This is a genomic window from Rhodococcus sp. NCIMB 12038 (assembly GCF_002165735.1).
Classification (GTDB): domain Bacteria; phylum Actinomycetota; class Actinomycetes; order Mycobacteriales; family Mycobacteriaceae; genus Rhodococcus_F.
Map to the genome: position 1 here is coordinate 158,554 of NZ_NHML01000017.1, position 15,132 is coordinate 173,685.

Genomic DNA, 15,132 nt, shown 5'->3' on the forward strand with positions numbered 1-15,132 from the left:
CCTCGGCCTGATCACACCGCGTAGTGGGCAGGGTGGAAGCCGCTCGCCGCGGCCTCCTCGGCGCGGATGACGTGAACGACCGCGTTGATCAACGCCAGATGGGTGAACGCCTGCGGGAAATTGCCCAGGTGCCGTCCCGACCCGGGATCGATCTCCTCCGCGTACAACTCGAGGGGGCTGGCGAACCCGAGGAGCCGCTCGCACAGGCGCTTCGCGCGGTCGAGCTCACCGATCTCCACGAGCGCCGACACGAGCCAGAACGAACAGATCGTGAACGTGCCCTCCTTGCCCGTCAGCCCGTCGTCCGTGGTCTCCACCCGGTAGCGCAGCACCAGCCCGCCCTCGGTCAGCTCGTCCGCGATGGCGAGCACGGTCGCGCGGATACGCGGGTCGTCGGCGGGCAGGAACCGCAGGAGCGGAGCGAGGAGGAGTGAGGCGTCGAGTTCGTCGCTGCCGTACCGCTGGGTGAGGACTCCGCGTGCGTCGACGCCGTGCTCGAGAATGTCGGCCTTGATCTCGTCGGCGAGTTCGGCCCACTGGTCCGCGTAACTCGTCTCGCCCTGCTGCTCGGCGAGTTTCGCGCCCCGGTCGAGCGCCACCCAGCACATGATCTTCGACGACGTGAAGTGCTGTGGTTCGCCGCGCACCTCCCAGATGCCGCGGTCGGGGAGCTGCCAGTGCTCGATCGCCTCCTCGACCTGACGTTTGAGCATCGGCCACAGCGTTTCCGGCACCCGCTCGCGCGATCGCACGTGCAGGTACACGGAATCGAGAATCGTTCCCCAGATGTCGTGCTGATCCTGGTCGTACGCGCCGTTTCCGACCCGGACCGGACGCGCGCCGTCGTAGCCGGACAGATGCGGCAGCTCCTCCTCGACGAGGGTCCGCTCGCCGCCGACGGCGTACATCACCTGCAGCGGACGGTACTTGCCGTCGTCGGCACTGGACACGTCGTAGAGGAACGCGAAGAAGTCGTTCGCCTCCCGGTCGAGTCCGAGGCTGTACAGACCCCACAGCGCGAACGTCGAATCGCGGACCCACGCGTAGCGGTAGTCCCAGTTCCGTTCACCCCCGGGGGTTTCCGGAAGCGACGTGGTCGACGCGGCGAGCAGCGCGCCGGTGGGGGCGTACGTCAACCCCTTCAGGGCCAGGGCGCTGCGCTGCAGGTAGCCACGCCACTTGTGGTCGGGGAAGCGGCCGGTCGTGATCCATTCCCGCCAGAACTTCGCCGTCTGCCACATCTTCTCGGCAGCCTCGTCGTACGTCTGCGGCGCAGGCAGGTGCGACCAGGACAGTGCCACGAACACGTTGTCGTCCTCGACCATCCGGGTCCGGGCGCGGGCCTCGCGCCCTTCCAGCCCGAGCTTCATGTTGCTGGTCAGCCGGAGTGTCGGATGGTCGCCCGGACCGCTCGACGTGCAGGTGGCGGTGGCTTCCTCGTAGACCTTGCCGGTGTACTCCCACACTGCGTCGCCGCGGTGGTAGTCGAACGCGGGCTCGCAGCTCATCTCGAGGTCCACGGTGCCGTTCACGCATTTGACGGTCCGCAGCAGGATGTGTTCGGCATCCCAGTCCGTGGGGGTGCGGCGGCGGGAGCGGGACCGCTGCTCCACGTTGTGCCACGGGCCGAGCACGAGTGCGTCGCGGACGATGAGCCACCCTGTCGGGGTCTGCCACGTCGTCTCGACGATCAGTCCCCCGGGCAGGTAGCGGCGGGCGGCGGGCACGTTCTGCCCGTACGGTGCGATCCGGAAGTGGCCGGCGCTGCGGTCGAGGACGGCGCCGAAGACGCTGGGGGAGTCGGGCCGGGGGATACACATCCACTCGACCGCGCCGTTCCGTGCGATCAGGCACGTGTTCTCGCAGTCCGACAGGAATGCGTAATCGTCGATCGGCGGAAACGCGCGACGGTGACGATGCGCGGCGGAGCGGGGCTGGTCGTCCGAGTGCGCATCGAGAGACACCATCTGCTTATCATCGGCTGTCGTCGTCGCGGCGTCCACCTGTGCGCCGACTCGGTGCCGGCGAACGATAGGGTGGCACCGTGGACCGGATGGCGAGTTGGTGGGACGGCTTCGAGCTGTGGATCGCCGGACTCCCGTTCGTTCCGCAGGTCGCTCTCGTGCTGCTGGTCATGGTGCCGGTGTGCGGGGGACTGGCGTGGCTGCTCGATCGTGGGCTGGCCGCAGTCTTCGTTCTGCTCAGGCGGGACGTCTCGAAGGTGGAGGAACACTGATGCCGCGCTCACGCGTCACACTCGCGCTGCTCGCGCTGATCGTCCTCGTCGTCGTCGCCTGGCTGCTCACCCGGTAAATCCTGTTCGATGTGGGAGGTTGGTTCAGCCTCTGCTACATTTCACGGCGTGTCTGAAGCCGCTGTACACCAGGTCCGCCATGAATTGGCGTTGATCGCTGTCGGCATGCTTGCAGTCGCCGACATCGACTGTTGTTGATTCTTCCTCGCACACAGCCATGCGCCCGGGTGGCACCGCGCACGCTCGACCCCCCTCGCGGTGGTGATTTTCGTCCGCATTCCCGATTCCGCCCGGGCGATCCCTGCGTTCTTCCCCTCTGCACCACCTCTCTCCTTGTTTCGCACCACCACTCTGTGTCAGATCCCCAGGAAGGTTTCTCCCATGAAACGCCGTTCTCGCAGTCTTCTCACGGCCCTCGTGACGCTCGGAGCTGTTGCGCTGACCGCGTGCAGCGGCGGCGCCAGCGACACGGCCGGCGGCGACTCCGCCGGTGCCGACGGCAGCGCGGGCACCATCAACCTGTACGCGTACGCCGTGCCGAAGCCGGGCTACGACAAGCTGATCCCCGCGTTCAACGCCACCGACGAGGGCAAGGGCGTGGCCTTCCAGCCGTCCTATGGCGCCTCCGGTGACCAGTCCCGCAAGGTCAAGGACGGCGCCGAGGCCGACTTCGTCAACTTCTCCGTCGAGCCCGACATCACCCGCCTCGTCGACGCCGGCCTGGTGGACAAGAGCTGGAACCAGGACGCCTACAACGGGATTCCGTTCGGTTCGGTCGTCACCATCGTCACGCGCGAGGGCAACCCGAAGAACATCCGCGACTGGGACGACCTGCTGCGTCCCGACGTCGAGGTCGTGACCCCCAACCCGTTCAGCTCCGGATCCGCGAAGTGGAACCTGCTCGCGCCGTACGCCGCGAAGAGCAACGGCGGCCAGGACCCGGCCGCCGGTCTCGACTACATCACCGCGCTGGTGAACGACCACGTGAAGATTCAGCCGAAGTCGGGCCGCGAGGCGTCGGAGGCATTCCTGCAGGGCACCGGCGACGTGCTGCTCAGCTACGAGAACGAGGCGCTGTTCATCGAGGGCAACGGTGATCCCGTCGAGCACGTGACCCCGCCGACGACGTTCAAGATCGAGAACCCGGTCGCGGTGCTGTCGAACAGCAAGAGCCTGGAGAAGGCCAACGCGTTCAAGGACTTCCTGTACACCACCGAGGGCCAGAAGCTGTGGGCCGAGGCCGGGTTCCGTCCGGTCGATCCCGCGGTCGCCACGGAGTTCGCCGACAAGTTCCCGGCGCCCGCAAAGCTGTGGACCATCGCCGATCTCGGCGGCTGGGCCAAGGTCGACTCCGAGGTGTTCGCCAAGGACACCGGGTCCATCGCAGTGATCTACGACAACGCAACCAAGTAAGACCGACGTGAGCGACATATCGACGACGACGGGCGGACGCGGCATCACGGTGCCGCCTCCGCCCGTTCCGCCTGCGCGCAAGAAGGTCGCCCGGGTCACCGGTGCCGTGGGACCGCTCGGCATCGGCATCGCGACCCTGTGGCTGAGTGTCATCGTGGTCCTGCCGCTCGCCGCGCTCACCGTGGCCTCGTTCGGCGACGGGATCGCCGGCTTCGTCGACGCGATCACCTCCCCGGTGGCGGTGGCGTCCCTGCGGGTCACCGTCGTGGTGTCCGTGGTGGTGGCCGTGATCAACGTGATCATGGGCACGCTCATCGCGTGGGTTCTCGTCCGCGACGAATTCCCCGGCAAGCGGGTCGTGAACGCGCTGATCGACCTGCCGTTCGCGTTGCCGACCATCGTCGCCAGCATCGTGCTGTTGTCGCTGTACGGCCCGGAGAGCCCGATCGGCGTCCACCTCAACGCCACGCAGCCCGGCCTGATCGTGGCGCTGGCGTTCGTGACACTGCCGTTCGTCGTCCGCTCGGTGCAACCGGTGCTGATCGAGGTGGACAAGGAAGTCGAGGAGGCCGCGGCCTCCCTCGGCGCCGACAACGTGACGATCTTCCGCAGGGTGGTGCTGCCGACCCTGACTCCGGCGATCATCAGCGGCGCGGGGCTCGCGTTCGCCCGCGCGATCGGCGAGTACGGTTCCGTCGTCCTGATCGGCGGAAACATTCCCCGGGAGACTCAGGTCGCTTCCCAGTACATTCAACAGCAGATCGAAATCGACAGGCCGGCCGCCGCGGCGGCCGTGTCGGTGGCCCTCCTGGCCATCGCGTTCGTGACGTTGTTCGCCCTCCGGGTCTTCGCCAGCCGGGGGCAGCGTCGTGAGGAGCAGGCGGAATGAAGCTCTCTGGGTCCACCCGGATCACCCTGCGCGCGGTCGCGCTGCTCTACCTGTTCGGCCTGCTGGTCGTGCCCATCGTCATCATCCTGTTCCGCACGTTCGAGAACGGGATCGGCGCCTTCGTCGATTCGATCAGCACACCGGCTGCGATCTCCGCGCTCAATCTGTCCCTGCTGATCGTGGCCATCGTCGTCCCGGTGAACGTGGTGTTCGGGATCGTCACGGCCCTCGCGCTGGTGCGGGGCCGGTTCCCGGGCCGCGGTCTGGTGCAGGCGGTGGTCGACCTCCCGTTCGCCGTCTCACCCATCGTGGTCGGTGTGTCACTGATCCTGCTGTGGGGCGCCAACGGCTGGTTCGGCGGGCTCGAATCGCTCGGGTTCAAGGTGATCTTCGGGCTCCCCGGCATGGTCATCGCCACCCTGTTCGTGACGTTGCCGTTCGTCGTGCGGGAGGTGGAGCCCGTCCTGCACGAGATCGGCGAGGAACAGGAACAGGCCGCCGCGACACTCGGCGCGAGCCGCTGGCAGACGTTCTGGCTGATCACCCTGCCCGCTATCCGCTGGGGCCTCACTTACGGCGTGGTCCTGACCGTCGCCCGTTCGCTGGGCGAATTCGGTGCCGTGATCATGGTGTCCTCGGGCTTCCCCGGGGTGTCCCAGACCCTGACCCTGCTCGTGCATTCGCGCTACATCGACGACCACAACACGTTCGGTGCGTACTCCGCAGCCACCCTGCTGATGGGCATCGCGCTGATCACCCTGCTTCTGATGACTCTGCTCGACCGCAAGAGGAGCACCACATGATTACCGTGACCGGCGCCCGGAAGAACTACGGGTCCTTTGCTGCTCTCGACGACGTCTCCATCGACATCCCCTCGGGTTCGCTGACCGCGCTCCTCGGGCCCAGCGGGTCGGGCAAGTCGACGCTGCTCCGCTCCATCGCCGGCCTCGAGGCCCTCGACTCCGGCACCGTGGTGATCGGCGGCAAGGACGTCACCGACATCTCCCCGCAGAAGCGGGACATCGGCTTCGTGTTCCAGCACTACGCGGCGTTCAAGCACATGACGGTGCGCGACAACGTCGCGTTCGGTCTGAAGATCCGCAAGCGGCCGAAACCGGAGATCGACAAGAAGGTCAACGAGCTTCTCGAGATCGTCGGCCTCGACGGCTTCCAGCACCGCTACCCGGCGCAGTTGTCCGGCGGTCAGCGTCAGCGGATGGCGCTCGCGCGAGCACTGGCGGTGGACCCGAAGGTGCTGCTCCTCGACGAGCCGTTCGGCGCCCTCGACGCGAAGGTCCGCACCGACCTGCGCACCTGGCTGCGCCGGTTGCACGACGAGGTGCACGTGACGACGGTGCTGGTCACCCACGACCAGGAGGAGGCGCTCGACGTCGCCGACCGGATCGCGGTCCTCAACAAGGGCCGGATCGAGCAGATCGGGGAACCGGAGGACCTCTACGACCGTCCCCACAACGACTTCGTGATGTCGTTCCTCGGGTCCGTGGCCAAGCTCAACGGGCAGTTGGTCCGGCCGCACGACATCCGCCTCGGCCGCGACCCCGACCTGGCCCTCGCACAGCAGGCGGGGACGGCCGAATCGCTCGGTGTCACGCGGGCCACGGTGGAGCGCGTGGTGCACCTCGGATTCGAGGTGCGGGTGGATCTGCGCAACGAGGCCACCGGCGAACCGTTCTCCGCCGAGGTGACCCGCGGCGACAGTGCGGCGCTCGGCCTGCGGGAGGGCGAGACCGTCTACGCGCGGGCGACGCGGGTACCCGAACTCCCGGAGGCCGAAGTTCCGGTCTCCCTGTAACTCCCCGCCGATGTAGGAGGCGACTGTGGCGACCCCGGTGAATCCCGTCCGTGACAACGTTCTGATCGTGCACTGGCACGATCTGGGCCGTCACCTCGGGTGTTACGGCGCGTCCGGGGTTCGCAGTCCGAACCTCGACCGGCTCGCCGCGGAGGGTGTGCTGCTGACCGACGCACATGCGGCGGCGCCGCTGTGCTCACCCTCGCGCGGTGCCCTGTTCTCGGGCCGGTACCCGCACAGCAACGGACTGATCGGACTTGCGCATCACGGCTGGCAGTACCACGACGACGTCCGCACGCTGCCGTCCCTGCTGGCGGAGGCGGGGTGGTACACGGCCCTGTTCGGGATGCAGCACGAGACCGCGTATCCCAAGCGGCTCGGCTTCCACGAGTACGACGTGTCGAACTCGTACTGCGAGTACGTCACCGATCGGGCGTCTCGGTGGCTGGCGCGGTTCCCTCCGCACCCGTTCCTGCTGACCGCAGGTTTCTTCGAGACGCACCGCCCATATCCGGTCGACAGGTATGCGCCCGCCGACCCCGAGGGTTTCGACGTGCCGCCGTACCTGCCCGACCGTCCGGAGGTCCGTGAGGACCTGGCCGGGTTCCACGGGTCGATCGAGGTGGCCGACGCCGCTGTCGGCAGGCTGCTGCAGACCCTGGAGGACGAGGGGTTGGACGACAGCACGTGGGTCGTGTTCCTCACCGACCACGGCGAGGCGTTCCCCGGCGCGAAGTCGACGCTGTATGCGCGGGGCACCGGAATCGCGACGATCATCCGCCCACCGCGACGGCTGCGGGCGGCGCCCCGCGTCTACGACGACCTGTTCAGCGGGGTGGATCTGGTTCCCACCCTCCTCGAACTGCTGGGTGTCCCGGTCCCTGCGGCCGTGGAGGGCGTCTCCCACGCCGCGCAGTTGCTGGGCCGGTCGGAGGCGACCGCGCGCGACGTCCTGTTCACGGAGAAGACGTTCCACGACAGCTTCGACCCCATCCGCGCGGTACGCAGCAAGCGGTTCAGCTACATCGAGAACTACGCGCCGCGGCCCAGGCTCGACCTGCCCCTGGACATCGAGAACAGCCTGTCCGGTGCGGCGCTGGGCACCGAGCATCTCCTGCCGCGCCCGAGCCGGGAACTCTACGACCTGCTCGCCGATCCCGGTGAACGCGACAATCTCGCCGACACCGAGGACTTCGCCGGGACGCAGGCCGAGTTGGCGCTCGAACTCGCGACGTGGCGTCGGGCGACGGGCGACTCGATCCCGAGCGAGGAGGAGGGAACGGCGTACGCCCGGAAGGCGATGCAGGAGTACCTCGCCACCCTCGGCCGGGTGCCGGACGTGCGTTCGGCCTACAGCGAGGAACGCGGAATCCTGGACGAACCCCGGAGCGGTGTGGAGGCGTAGCAGCGTCGAGACGCAGGGCGCCGCGGGTGGATGATCGCGTTTCCGTCGCCGTGACCTGCACGCCAGTCGGCGCCGTCGCGATGGAGGCGTCGAGCTACGGTCTCGCTCTGCACCGGATCGACGGGACGTCCTTCCGGGTGGGGGTGTTCACGAATCTCGCCCGCGACCATCTGGACCTCACCCCGACATGGACGCGTACTTCGCGGCGAAGGCGAGATTGTTCGACCCCCGGCACTGCGCGGCCGCGGCCATCGGCATCGACGACGAATTCGGACGCCGTCTCGCCGCCACCGTCACCGTGCCCCGGCTGACGTTCTCGTCGAGGACGACGGTGGCCGACATCCACGCGTCTCGTGTGCGCGCGGACGAGGGCGGCACGACGTTCACGCTGCACGGCGCCGGGGACCGGGAATCGGTGCGGCTCCGGTTGCTCGGCGTGCACCAGGTGGACAACGCGCTCGCCGCGACCTCGGCCCTGGCCGTCCGGGGCGTGGACCTCGACACGGCGATCGCGGGGATCGAGAACCTCGACACCATCCCGGGACGCCTGGAGGCCGTGGACGCGGGTCAGCCGGCCGGGTCATCGCCGTCGTCGGGGCGACCGGTGAGCGCGACCCCGGCAAGCGCGCCCCGCTCGGCGCGACGGCGGCCCGTTTCGCCGACATCGTTATCGTCACCGACGAGAGCCCGTACTCCGAGGACGCGTAGCGCCTGCGGGAGGACGTCGCGTGCGGAGTGCGCAGCGGCGGCAATGCGGACGTACTGGTCGTCCCCGACCGCGCCGAGGCGGCGGTCACGCTCGCCGCACCGGGCGATGTCGTGGTGATCGCAGGACGTGGGCACGACGGGGTCCAGGCGTACGGTCCGCGCCGGCGTGTGTTCGACGACCGGATCGCGCTCCACGAGGCACTGCTCCGCCTGAGCTAGGCCCGCAGCCCCTCGTGCCGAGCGAGTTCGGTGAGAATCCGGGCGACCAGGTCGTCGAGGTCGGCGCCGGTGGTGTCGAAGGCGAGGTCCGGGTTCTCGGGCGCCTCGTACGGGGCGTCGATCCCGGTGAGGCCGCGGAGTTCGCCCGCGCGCGCCCGGGCGTAGAGCCCTTTGGGGTCGCGTCGCTCGCACTCGGAGACCGGGGTGCTGACGTGAATCTCGAGGAACGGCAGGTCCGCGGCCTCGTTCAGGGCGCGGGCGATCGCGCGGTCCGAGCGGAGCGGCGAGACCATCGACGCGATGGCGACCACCCCGGCGTCGGCGAACAACCGGGTGAGGTGACCGACGCGGCGGATGTTCTCGGCCCGGTCACCGGGTGAGAACCCCAGGTCGTCCGAGATGCCGTGCCGGACGTTGTCGCCGTCGAGGAGGTAGGCGGTCCGGCCTGCGTCGACGAGCGTCCGTTCGAGCGCGACCGCGACGGTCGACTTCCCGGACGCGGGCAGCCCGGTGAGCCAGATGGTGGCACCCCGCTGCCCGGTCGCGGACCAGCGCCGATCCCGCCTCAGCGACGACGGGTGCCATTTGATGTCGTTCCGGGTCTGCTCGCCGGGAACCACTTCCCGGGTGGCGCTGACGGTTCCGGCGCCGACGGTGTCGTTGCTCTGCTCGTCGATGAGGATGAACGCGCCGGCGTCGCGATTAATGGCGTAGGGGTCGGCGAGCACCACGGTGCTCGTCCGGAGCGTGATCCGGCCGATGTCGTTGAGGGCGAGTTCGCTGGGGGAATCGTGTTCTTCGAGGGTTTCCGGGTCGAGCCGGGTGTGCAACTCCTGCACCGTGGCGCGCACGGTGCGGCTGGTGTGCTTGAGTGCCACCCGGTCGCCCGCCCGCAGCGGCGTCTCGCTCAGCCAGCACACGGTCGCGTCGATTTCGCGGGCCGGGACGGGTGCGGTCGCATCGGTGGCCGCACTCACCACGAGGTCGCCGCGGGCGACGTCGACGTCGTCGGCGAGTTCGAACGACACCGACAGCGGCGCGACCGCGACGGCCCGGTGCGGATCGAGGGTGTCGAGGGCGGTGACCGTGCTGCGGGAACCGGCAGGCAGCACCAGCACTTCGTCCCCGACGGACAGGGTGCCCGCCGACAGCCGGCCGGTGTAGCGGCGCCGCTGGTGGTCCGTGGGACGCGCGACCCACTGGATGGGAAGTCGGAGTTCGGATGCGACGGCCGACGGCGCGGCGAGTTCCACCGCCTCGAGGTACTCGAGGAGCGTGGGCCCGGTGTACCAGGGTGTCGAATCCGACCGCGTGACCACGTTGTCTCCCCGGGTGGCGGACACCGGGATCACCGTGACGTCGCGGCCGCCGAGGCGTTGCGCGAGCAGGCCGAGTTCGGATTCGACTTCCTTGAACCGGGTCTCGTCGAAGTCGACGAGGTCGATCTTGTTGACCACCGCGACCAGGTGCGGGACGCCGAGGAGGTCGGCGATCCGGGCGTGGCGCCGGGTCTGCCGGAGCACGCCCGTCCGCGCGTCGACGAGCAGCACGGCCACGTGGGTGTTCGACGCACCGGTGAACATGTTGCGGGTGTACCGTTCGTGCCCCGGCGTGTCGGCGAGGACGAAACTCCGCGTCGGCGTCGAGAAGAAGCGGTAGGCGACGTCGATGGTGATGCCCTGCTCGCGTTCGGCCCGCAGTCCGTCGGAGAGGGCGGCGAGATCCGCCTCACCGTCGGCGTTCGTCACCGCCTCGAGATGATCGGTGGGCAGGCTTCCGGTGTCGTGGAGGAGGCGGCCGATGAGGGTGCTCTTCCCGTCGTCGACGCTGCCCGCGGTGGCGAGTCGCAGCAATTGGCGAGGCCGGCCTGTGGTGGTCATCAGAAGTACCCCTCGCGCTTGCGGTCTTCCATCGCGGCAACGGAAGTCCTGTCGTCGGCCCGGGTTTCCCCGCGTTCGGAGACCGTGGCCGCGGCGATCTCCTCGATCACGCCGGCGACGTCGTCGGCGTCCGAACGCACGGCGCCGGTGATGGTGAGGTCCCCGACGGTGCGGTACCGCACCCGGAGTCGTTGCACCAGTTCGTTTTCGGTGGGCAGCGTGTACTCGGACAGTCCGAGCAGGATGCCGTCGCGCTCGAACACCTGCCGTTCGTGGGCGAAGTAGATCGACGGCAGTGCGAGCTTTTCGAGTTCGATGTAGCGCCAGATGTCGAGTTCGGTCCAGTTGCTGAGCGGGAACACCCGGACCTGCTCGCCGCGGCGGATCCGCCCGTTGTACAGCGACCACGGCTCGGGGCGCTGCGAACGCGGATCCCACTGCCCGAACTCGTCGCGGAAGCTGAGCACCCGCTCCTTCGCGCGGGCGCGTTCCTCGTCCCGGCGCGCACCACCGAAGGCGGCGTCGAAGCGGTGCTCCTCCAGGGCGTCGAGCAGGGTCCGGGTCTGCAGCCGGTTCCGGGACGTGCCGGGACCACCCGTTTCGGTGACGCGGCCCTTGTCGATCGACTCCTGCACCGACGCGACGATCAGACGGTGACCGTCCTCGGCGAGCCGTCGATCGCGGAAGTCGATCACCTCGGGGAAGTTGTGCCCGGTGTCGACGTGCAGGACGGGAAACGGCAACGGGGACGGCCGGAACGCCTTCTCCGCCAGCCTCAGCAACACGATCGAATCCTTGCCTGCCGAGAACAGCAGCACCGGTCGCTCGAGTTCCGCGACCACCTCGCGGATGATGTGCACGGCCTCCGCCTCCAGCGCGCGGAGTTCGTCGACGTGTGCGTCCGTGTCGGCGGACGGTGCGACGGTCACAGCGGAAGTCCGTTCGCGGCGGCCTCGGACCGGTATCGCTCGACCCACTCCTTGGAGCGGCCGTCGCTCTGCCGTTTCAGCGGCGGAGGGGGCGCGAGATCGGCATCGAGGCCGAGTTCGACGAGCACCTTCGCCGCCGTCGCCTGCGGGGCCGCGACGAGATCGTCGAAGCTGATGTCGATGTGGTCGAGGTCCTCCGTCTCGAACCAGTTGCGCCACTGCACATCCTGATCGCGGAGAATGCGGACGAGATGGGCGATGCCGTCCGCGTGGTATTCGGCGCCGTCGTGCGGGGCGGGCGGGGTGGCGTCGTCGCGCCAGACCTGGGTCTGCACCGCCCGCCACATCGACACCGCCTGCGCGACGACGTCACGCCGGAAGACGTGGATGAAGACGAGGTCGCGGTCCAGGATGTCGTCCAGAGCGGACCGGAGGTCGTCGCCGGAGCGGTCCGGGAGTCCGGCGGCGCGATCGAGGACGAGCGGCACCTGGTTCCACATCAGCTTGCCGCCCCACACGCCGTTGGGGGTGCGTCCGAGGTTGAGCAGTTGATCGCGCCACTGCTCCGCGGTGCGGGTGTCGGCGGTTCCCGGTTCGAGCGGGGCGAGCAGGGAGAGCACCGTCTCGTCGGTGACCGACTCGAACCACTGCCGTGGCTGCGGTGACCGACTGGTGGACGGCAGGTATTGGAAGAACTCCTCCGGGTTGCCTGCCACGGTCGTGGCACGGAGGGATTCGACGAGCAGCGTGCTGCCGCTGCGCTGCGACGCGCAGACGAGATATGAGCGTGGCTCCGACATGCCGGAAACTATAAGGGCGAAATTCGGTGCCGAAATCGGGAGGAAATCGAATTAGCGTGATCGAAACACTTGCTTTTTTACTACCGATGATCGGGGAAAATTCAGGGCGCATGGCAGGGTGAAAAGCGCCAGTTCAGGGCGGTTTTCGAGCAGTTGCAAGCGGGGTGCTCGTCGCCGGCGGAATTGTCGCGCGACGGGCGAATATGAATCAGGCTGATCGAAACCCGCGGTCAGCCTTTTCGACAGATGAGAACCGGGCACCGGGCGTGGTGGATGAGGCTCTGGCTCGTCGAACCCACGATCGAGGCGGTGAACGGATTTCTGCCGTGACTGCCGACGGCGATCAATTGCGCGCCGAAGGAGTACTCGAGGAGCACCTTCATCGGCCCACCGCGTTCGAGGCAGCGTGTGACCTCGACATCGGGATACTTCTCGCGCCACCCGGCGAGGCTCTCGGCGAGCCACGCCTCCTCGTGCTGCACCAGGTCGGACCAGTCGGTGAAGCGGCGTTCCTCCGAATACCACGCACCGAGGGTGGAATGCTCGGCCCACGTGTGCACTGCCACGAGGGGAGCGCCGAAGAACGCCGCGAACTCGAACGCATGGGCCACCGCCATGTCGCTCAGTTCGCTTCCGTCCACACCGACCACGACGGGACGCGTCTCGCTGACCTCGTGGCCCTGGATGCCGCGCCAGACGACGACGGGGCACTCGGCCCGATTCGACACCCGGACCACGTCGGAACCGGCGACCACGGATTTCATCTCACTCGTGGCCGCGGGCCCCAGAACCAGCATCCGGGCCGTCTTGGACAGTTCCACCAAAGCGTGGGCGGGTGGACCGGGATGGGTACTGCGCTCCACCTCCAAGTCCTGCTGCCCGTTCAGTACGGCGCGCTCGGCGGCCGCGAGGACCTCCTCGCCGTCCGGGTGCCCGTCCGCGCCACCCCCCGAATTCGGATGCTTCGGTAACACGTGGACGAGGCGCAGCGGCTCCTCGAAGCGCCGCGCGGCGGACGCAGCCCACGCCGCCGCCTCCAGTGCGCCGTCCGATCCGTCGATACCTGCCACGATGCCGCGTCGAATCCGTGCTGTGCTCATGGGGGTGCTCCTCACCTCCATTCCAGTTTGATCCAGGACGGCGGCGACGCGCCAGAGGTAAATCGGCAGGCGGCCGATACCGGTGCGATCGACGTGGTCCCCGGGAATACTCGGGAGACCGGCGAGCGAAGACGAACCCGGGCTCTTGTCACGCAGGCCGACCCCGACGTGGTCGAGGAGTGGAAGTGGCGAGGGGTCCTCGAGGGCAACACCCGGCGCGCCATCGACTTCCACGAGGGCGACACGGTCGACGCGAAGGCGTTCCAGGCGCTCGTCCACGCAGCCGTGGCACTGAACACAGCCTGATGCGGGCCAAGGGGTTTCGGTCGCCGAGACCCCGGTTCACCTGGGCTTTCCTCTCGTTTCGTGGTGTGGTGAACCGGAGGCGCGCGTGAACCGTGTGTACTGCTGGGAGGTGGTGACCGATGCCGGATGCCCAGACGGAGCTCATGCACGCCCTGTACGAGGAACATGCCCCCGCCGTGTGGCGGTATGCGCTCCGGCTGACCGGCGACCGCGCCCGCGCCGAGGACATCGTGCAGGAGGTACTGCTGCGCGCCTGGAAGCACCCGAACGTGCTCGACCAGTCGGAGTCTTCGGCTCGGGCGTGGTTGTTCACGGTCGCCAGGAACCTCGTGTTCGACGAGCACCGCAGTGCCCGCTCCCAGCGTGAGGTCGGGATGAGTACGACACCCGAACGGGCCGCCCCGGACGGTTCGGACGGCGCACTCGACGCCTGGATGATGGGGGATGCGCTGGCCCGGGTCAGCGCCGACCACCGTGCGGTCCTCGTGCTCGGCTACTACCGGGGTATGTCGACCCACCAGATCGCCGACGAACTCGGGATACCCGAGGGAACGGTGAAATCCCGCATGCATTACGGATTGCGGGCACTTCGATTGGCTCTGCAGGAAATGGGGGTGACCCGATGACGCTCGACGACTTCGAGTCGCACGACGATCCCTACGTCCGCTGGGACGCCGCCTACGTGCTCGGTGCCATGTCCGGCGCCGATCGGCGCGAGTACGAGGCCCACCTCGCCCACTGCGCACAGTGCTCGCAGGCCGTGTCCGAATTGGCGGGCATGCCCGGACTGCTGGCCCTGATCACACCGGAAGAAGCGTTCGGCACGCTGTCCGACGGTGCGCCCGCAGACGAGGAGATGCCCGCACCACGCGTGCTGACCGGGCTGGTGGGCACGGTGCAGCGGCGCCGACGTCACCGGCGCGCGGCGACGGCCCTCGCAGCGGCGGCCGCCGTGATCGCCGTGGCCGTCCCCGTCGGGGTGCTGGCGACCCAGGACCGGACACCGGCCGCACCCGTCACGGCGCTGCCCGTCCCGGACCGTGCGAACACAACCGAGGCGGTGTTCGCGCCCGTGGTTCCGACGACGATCACAGCGAGCGCGTCCGTCGTGTCGACGTCCTGGGGCACGGTGATCTTCGTCGAGTGCTCCTACGAGGACACGTGGCCCGGCGACGGACGCTACGGCGCCGACACCGAGGGGTACGCGCTCACCGTGACCGATCGCTCCGGAGTGGTCACCACCGTGGCCACCTGGACCGGGGAAGCCGGGCAGACGGTGCGGCCCACGGCCACCACCAGCCTGCCCCTCGACGCGATCGCGAGCATCGACGTGCGATCCGACGACGACCATCAGGTATTGCTGACCACAGCGTTGTGAACGGGCCGCAGGGAGTCGGCCCAGTTTCCGTACTCCCT

Annotated in this window: 15 protein-coding genes and 1 pseudogene; 11 read left to right on the forward strand and 5 right to left on the reverse strand. The window is 68.6% G+C overall.

Annotation, left to right across the window (positions count from 1 at the left end; genetic code table 11):
* Positions 1-11: 11 nt before the first annotated feature.
* Positions 12-1,967, reverse strand: a complete 1,956-nt coding sequence (locus CA951_RS25815; RefSeq protein ID WP_087559617.1) for a glycoside hydrolase family 15 protein — start codon at positions 1,965-1,967, stop codon at positions 12-14.
* A gap of 77 nt (positions 1,968-2,044) precedes the next feature.
* Here CA951_RS25815 and CA951_RS25820 point away from each other — a divergent pair, with 77 nt between their 5' ends.
* From CA951_RS25820 to CA951_RS25855, 8 genes and pseudogenes are all read left to right on the forward strand, one after another.
* A complete protein-coding gene (locus CA951_RS25820; RefSeq protein ID WP_179220306.1) occupies positions 2,045-2,236 on the forward strand; it encodes a hypothetical protein in 192 nt (63 codons plus the stop codon).
* A gap of 87 nt (positions 2,237-2,323) precedes the next feature.
* A complete protein-coding gene (locus tag CA951_RS45180) occupies positions 2,324-2,452 on the forward strand; it encodes an Ms4533A family Cys-rich leader peptide (protein ID WP_373414344.1) in 129 nt (42 codons plus the stop codon).
* 183 nt (positions 2,453-2,635) lie between these two features.
* Positions 2,636-3,667 (forward strand): sulfate ABC transporter substrate-binding protein, encoded by a 1,032-nt coding sequence (locus CA951_RS25830; RefSeq protein ID WP_087559538.1) that lies wholly within the window; start codon positions 2,636-2,638, stop codon positions 3,665-3,667.
* 7 nt (positions 3,668-3,674) lie between these two features.
* The gene (cysT, locus tag CA951_RS25835) at positions 3,675-4,556 is read left to right on the forward strand and encodes a sulfate ABC transporter permease subunit CysT (RefSeq protein ID WP_087559539.1); all 882 of its coding nucleotides are present in this window, start codon (positions 3,675-3,677) and stop codon (positions 4,554-4,556) included.
* On the forward strand, positions 4,553-5,359 hold the full coding sequence (gene cysW / locus CA951_RS25840) for a sulfate ABC transporter permease subunit CysW (protein ID WP_087559540.1): 807 nt from the start codon (positions 4,553-4,555) through the stop codon (positions 5,357-5,359). The genes cysT and cysW overlap by 4 nt, the downstream gene beginning before the upstream one ends.
* Complete coding sequence (locus tag CA951_RS25845; protein ID WP_087559541.1) at positions 5,356-6,369, forward strand: sulfate/molybdate ABC transporter ATP-binding protein; 1,014 nt, start codon at positions 5,356-5,358, stop codon at positions 6,367-6,369. Before cysW ends, CA951_RS25845 begins: the two co-directional genes overlap by 4 nt.
* A 25-nt stretch (positions 6,370-6,394) precedes the next feature.
* Entirely contained in the window at positions 6,395-7,774 is a 1,380-nt protein-coding gene (locus tag CA951_RS25850; RefSeq protein WP_087559542.1) for a sulfatase, read from the forward strand.
* A gap of 65 nt (positions 7,775-7,839) precedes the next feature.
* Positions 7,840-8,701: pseudogene (locus CA951_RS25855) on the forward strand (Mur ligase family protein); the annotation flags it as partial.
* Here CA951_RS25855 and cysC read toward each other — a convergent pair.
* The 4 genes from cysC to CA951_RS25875 form a co-directional block, all read right to left on the reverse strand.
* Entirely contained in the window at positions 8,698-10,581 is a 1,884-nt protein-coding gene (gene cysC, locus CA951_RS25860) for an adenylyl-sulfate kinase (protein WP_087559543.1), read from the reverse strand. The pseudogene CA951_RS25855 and the gene cysC sit on opposite strands and share 4 nt — an antisense overlap.
* Positions 10,581-11,510 carry a sulfate adenylyltransferase subunit CysD gene (gene cysD / locus CA951_RS25865; RefSeq protein WP_087559544.1) on the reverse strand — a complete coding sequence of 310 codons (930 nt, stop codon included), beginning with the start codon at positions 11,508-11,510 and terminating at the stop codon, positions 10,581-10,583. The genes cysC and cysD overlap by 1 nt, the downstream gene beginning before the upstream one ends.
* Positions 11,507-12,310, reverse strand: coding sequence for a Stf0 family sulfotransferase (locus tag CA951_RS25870; protein WP_087559545.1), 804 nt, complete (start codon positions 12,308-12,310; stop codon positions 11,507-11,509). The genes cysD and CA951_RS25870 overlap by 4 nt, the downstream gene beginning before the upstream one ends.
* A 230-nt stretch (positions 12,311-12,540) precedes the next feature.
* On the reverse strand, positions 12,541-13,410 hold the full coding sequence (locus CA951_RS25875; protein ID WP_087559546.1) for a universal stress protein: 870 nt from the start codon (positions 13,408-13,410) through the stop codon (positions 12,541-12,543).
* A 30-nt stretch (positions 13,411-13,440) separates the two neighbouring features.
* Between CA951_RS25875 and CA951_RS43825 the strand changes: the two genes are divergently transcribed.
* The 3 genes from CA951_RS43825 to CA951_RS25890 all read left to right on the forward strand — a co-directional run bounded on the left by CA951_RS43825 (position 13,441) and on the right by CA951_RS25890 (position 15,094).
* The gene (locus tag CA951_RS43825) at positions 13,441-13,716 is read left to right on the forward strand and encodes a hypothetical protein (protein WP_373414358.1); all 276 of its coding nucleotides are present in this window, start codon (positions 13,441-13,443) and stop codon (positions 13,714-13,716) included.
* Between the two features lie 119 nt (positions 13,717-13,835).
* Entirely contained in the window at positions 13,836-14,342 is a 507-nt protein-coding gene (locus tag CA951_RS25885) for a sigma-70 family RNA polymerase sigma factor (protein WP_087559547.1), read from the forward strand.
* Positions 14,339-15,094, forward strand: a complete 756-nt coding sequence (locus CA951_RS25890; RefSeq protein ID WP_087559548.1) for a zf-HC2 domain-containing protein — start codon at positions 14,339-14,341, stop codon at positions 15,092-15,094. The genes CA951_RS25885 and CA951_RS25890 overlap by 4 nt, the downstream gene beginning before the upstream one ends.
* Positions 15,095-15,132: the final 38 nt, after the last annotated feature.

What these genes read in the sequence shown, in the direction of transcription:
- CA951_RS25870 (WP_087559545.1), bottom strand. Translation starts at nt 12,310, where the DNA reads ATGTCGGAGCCACGCTCATATCTCGTCTGCGCGTCGCAGCGCAGCGGC.
- CA951_RS45180 (WP_373414344.1), top strand. Translation starts at nt 2,324, where the DNA reads ATGTGGGAGGTTGGTTCAGCCTCTGCTACATTTCACGGCGTGTCTGAA.
- CA951_RS25885 (WP_087559547.1), top strand. Translation starts at nt 13,836, where the DNA reads ATGCCGGATGCCCAGACGGAGCTCATGCACGCCCTGTACGAGGAACAT.
- cysC (WP_087559543.1), bottom strand. Translation starts at nt 10,581, where the DNA reads ATGACCACCACAGGCCGGCCTCGCCAATTGCTGCGACTCGCCACCGCG.
- CA951_RS25830 (WP_087559538.1), top strand. Translation starts at nt 2,636, where the DNA reads ATGAAACGCCGTTCTCGCAGTCTTCTCACGGCCCTCGTGACGCTCGGA.
- cysW (WP_087559540.1), top strand. Translation starts at nt 4,553, where the DNA reads ATGAAGCTCTCTGGGTCCACCCGGATCACCCTGCGCGCGGTCGCGCTG.
- CA951_RS25845 (WP_087559541.1), top strand. Translation starts at nt 5,356, where the DNA reads ATGATTACCGTGACCGGCGCCCGGAAGAACTACGGGTCCTTTGCTGCT.
- CA951_RS25875 (WP_087559546.1), bottom strand. Translation starts at nt 13,410, where the DNA reads ATGAGCACAGCACGGATTCGACGCGGCATCGTGGCAGGTATCGACGGA.
- CA951_RS25815 (WP_087559617.1), bottom strand. Translation starts at nt 1,967, where the DNA reads ATGGTGTCTCTCGATGCGCACTCGGACGACCAGCCCCGCTCCGCCGCG.
- CA951_RS25890 (WP_087559548.1), top strand. Translation starts at nt 14,339, where the DNA reads ATGACGCTCGACGACTTCGAGTCGCACGACGATCCCTACGTCCGCTGG.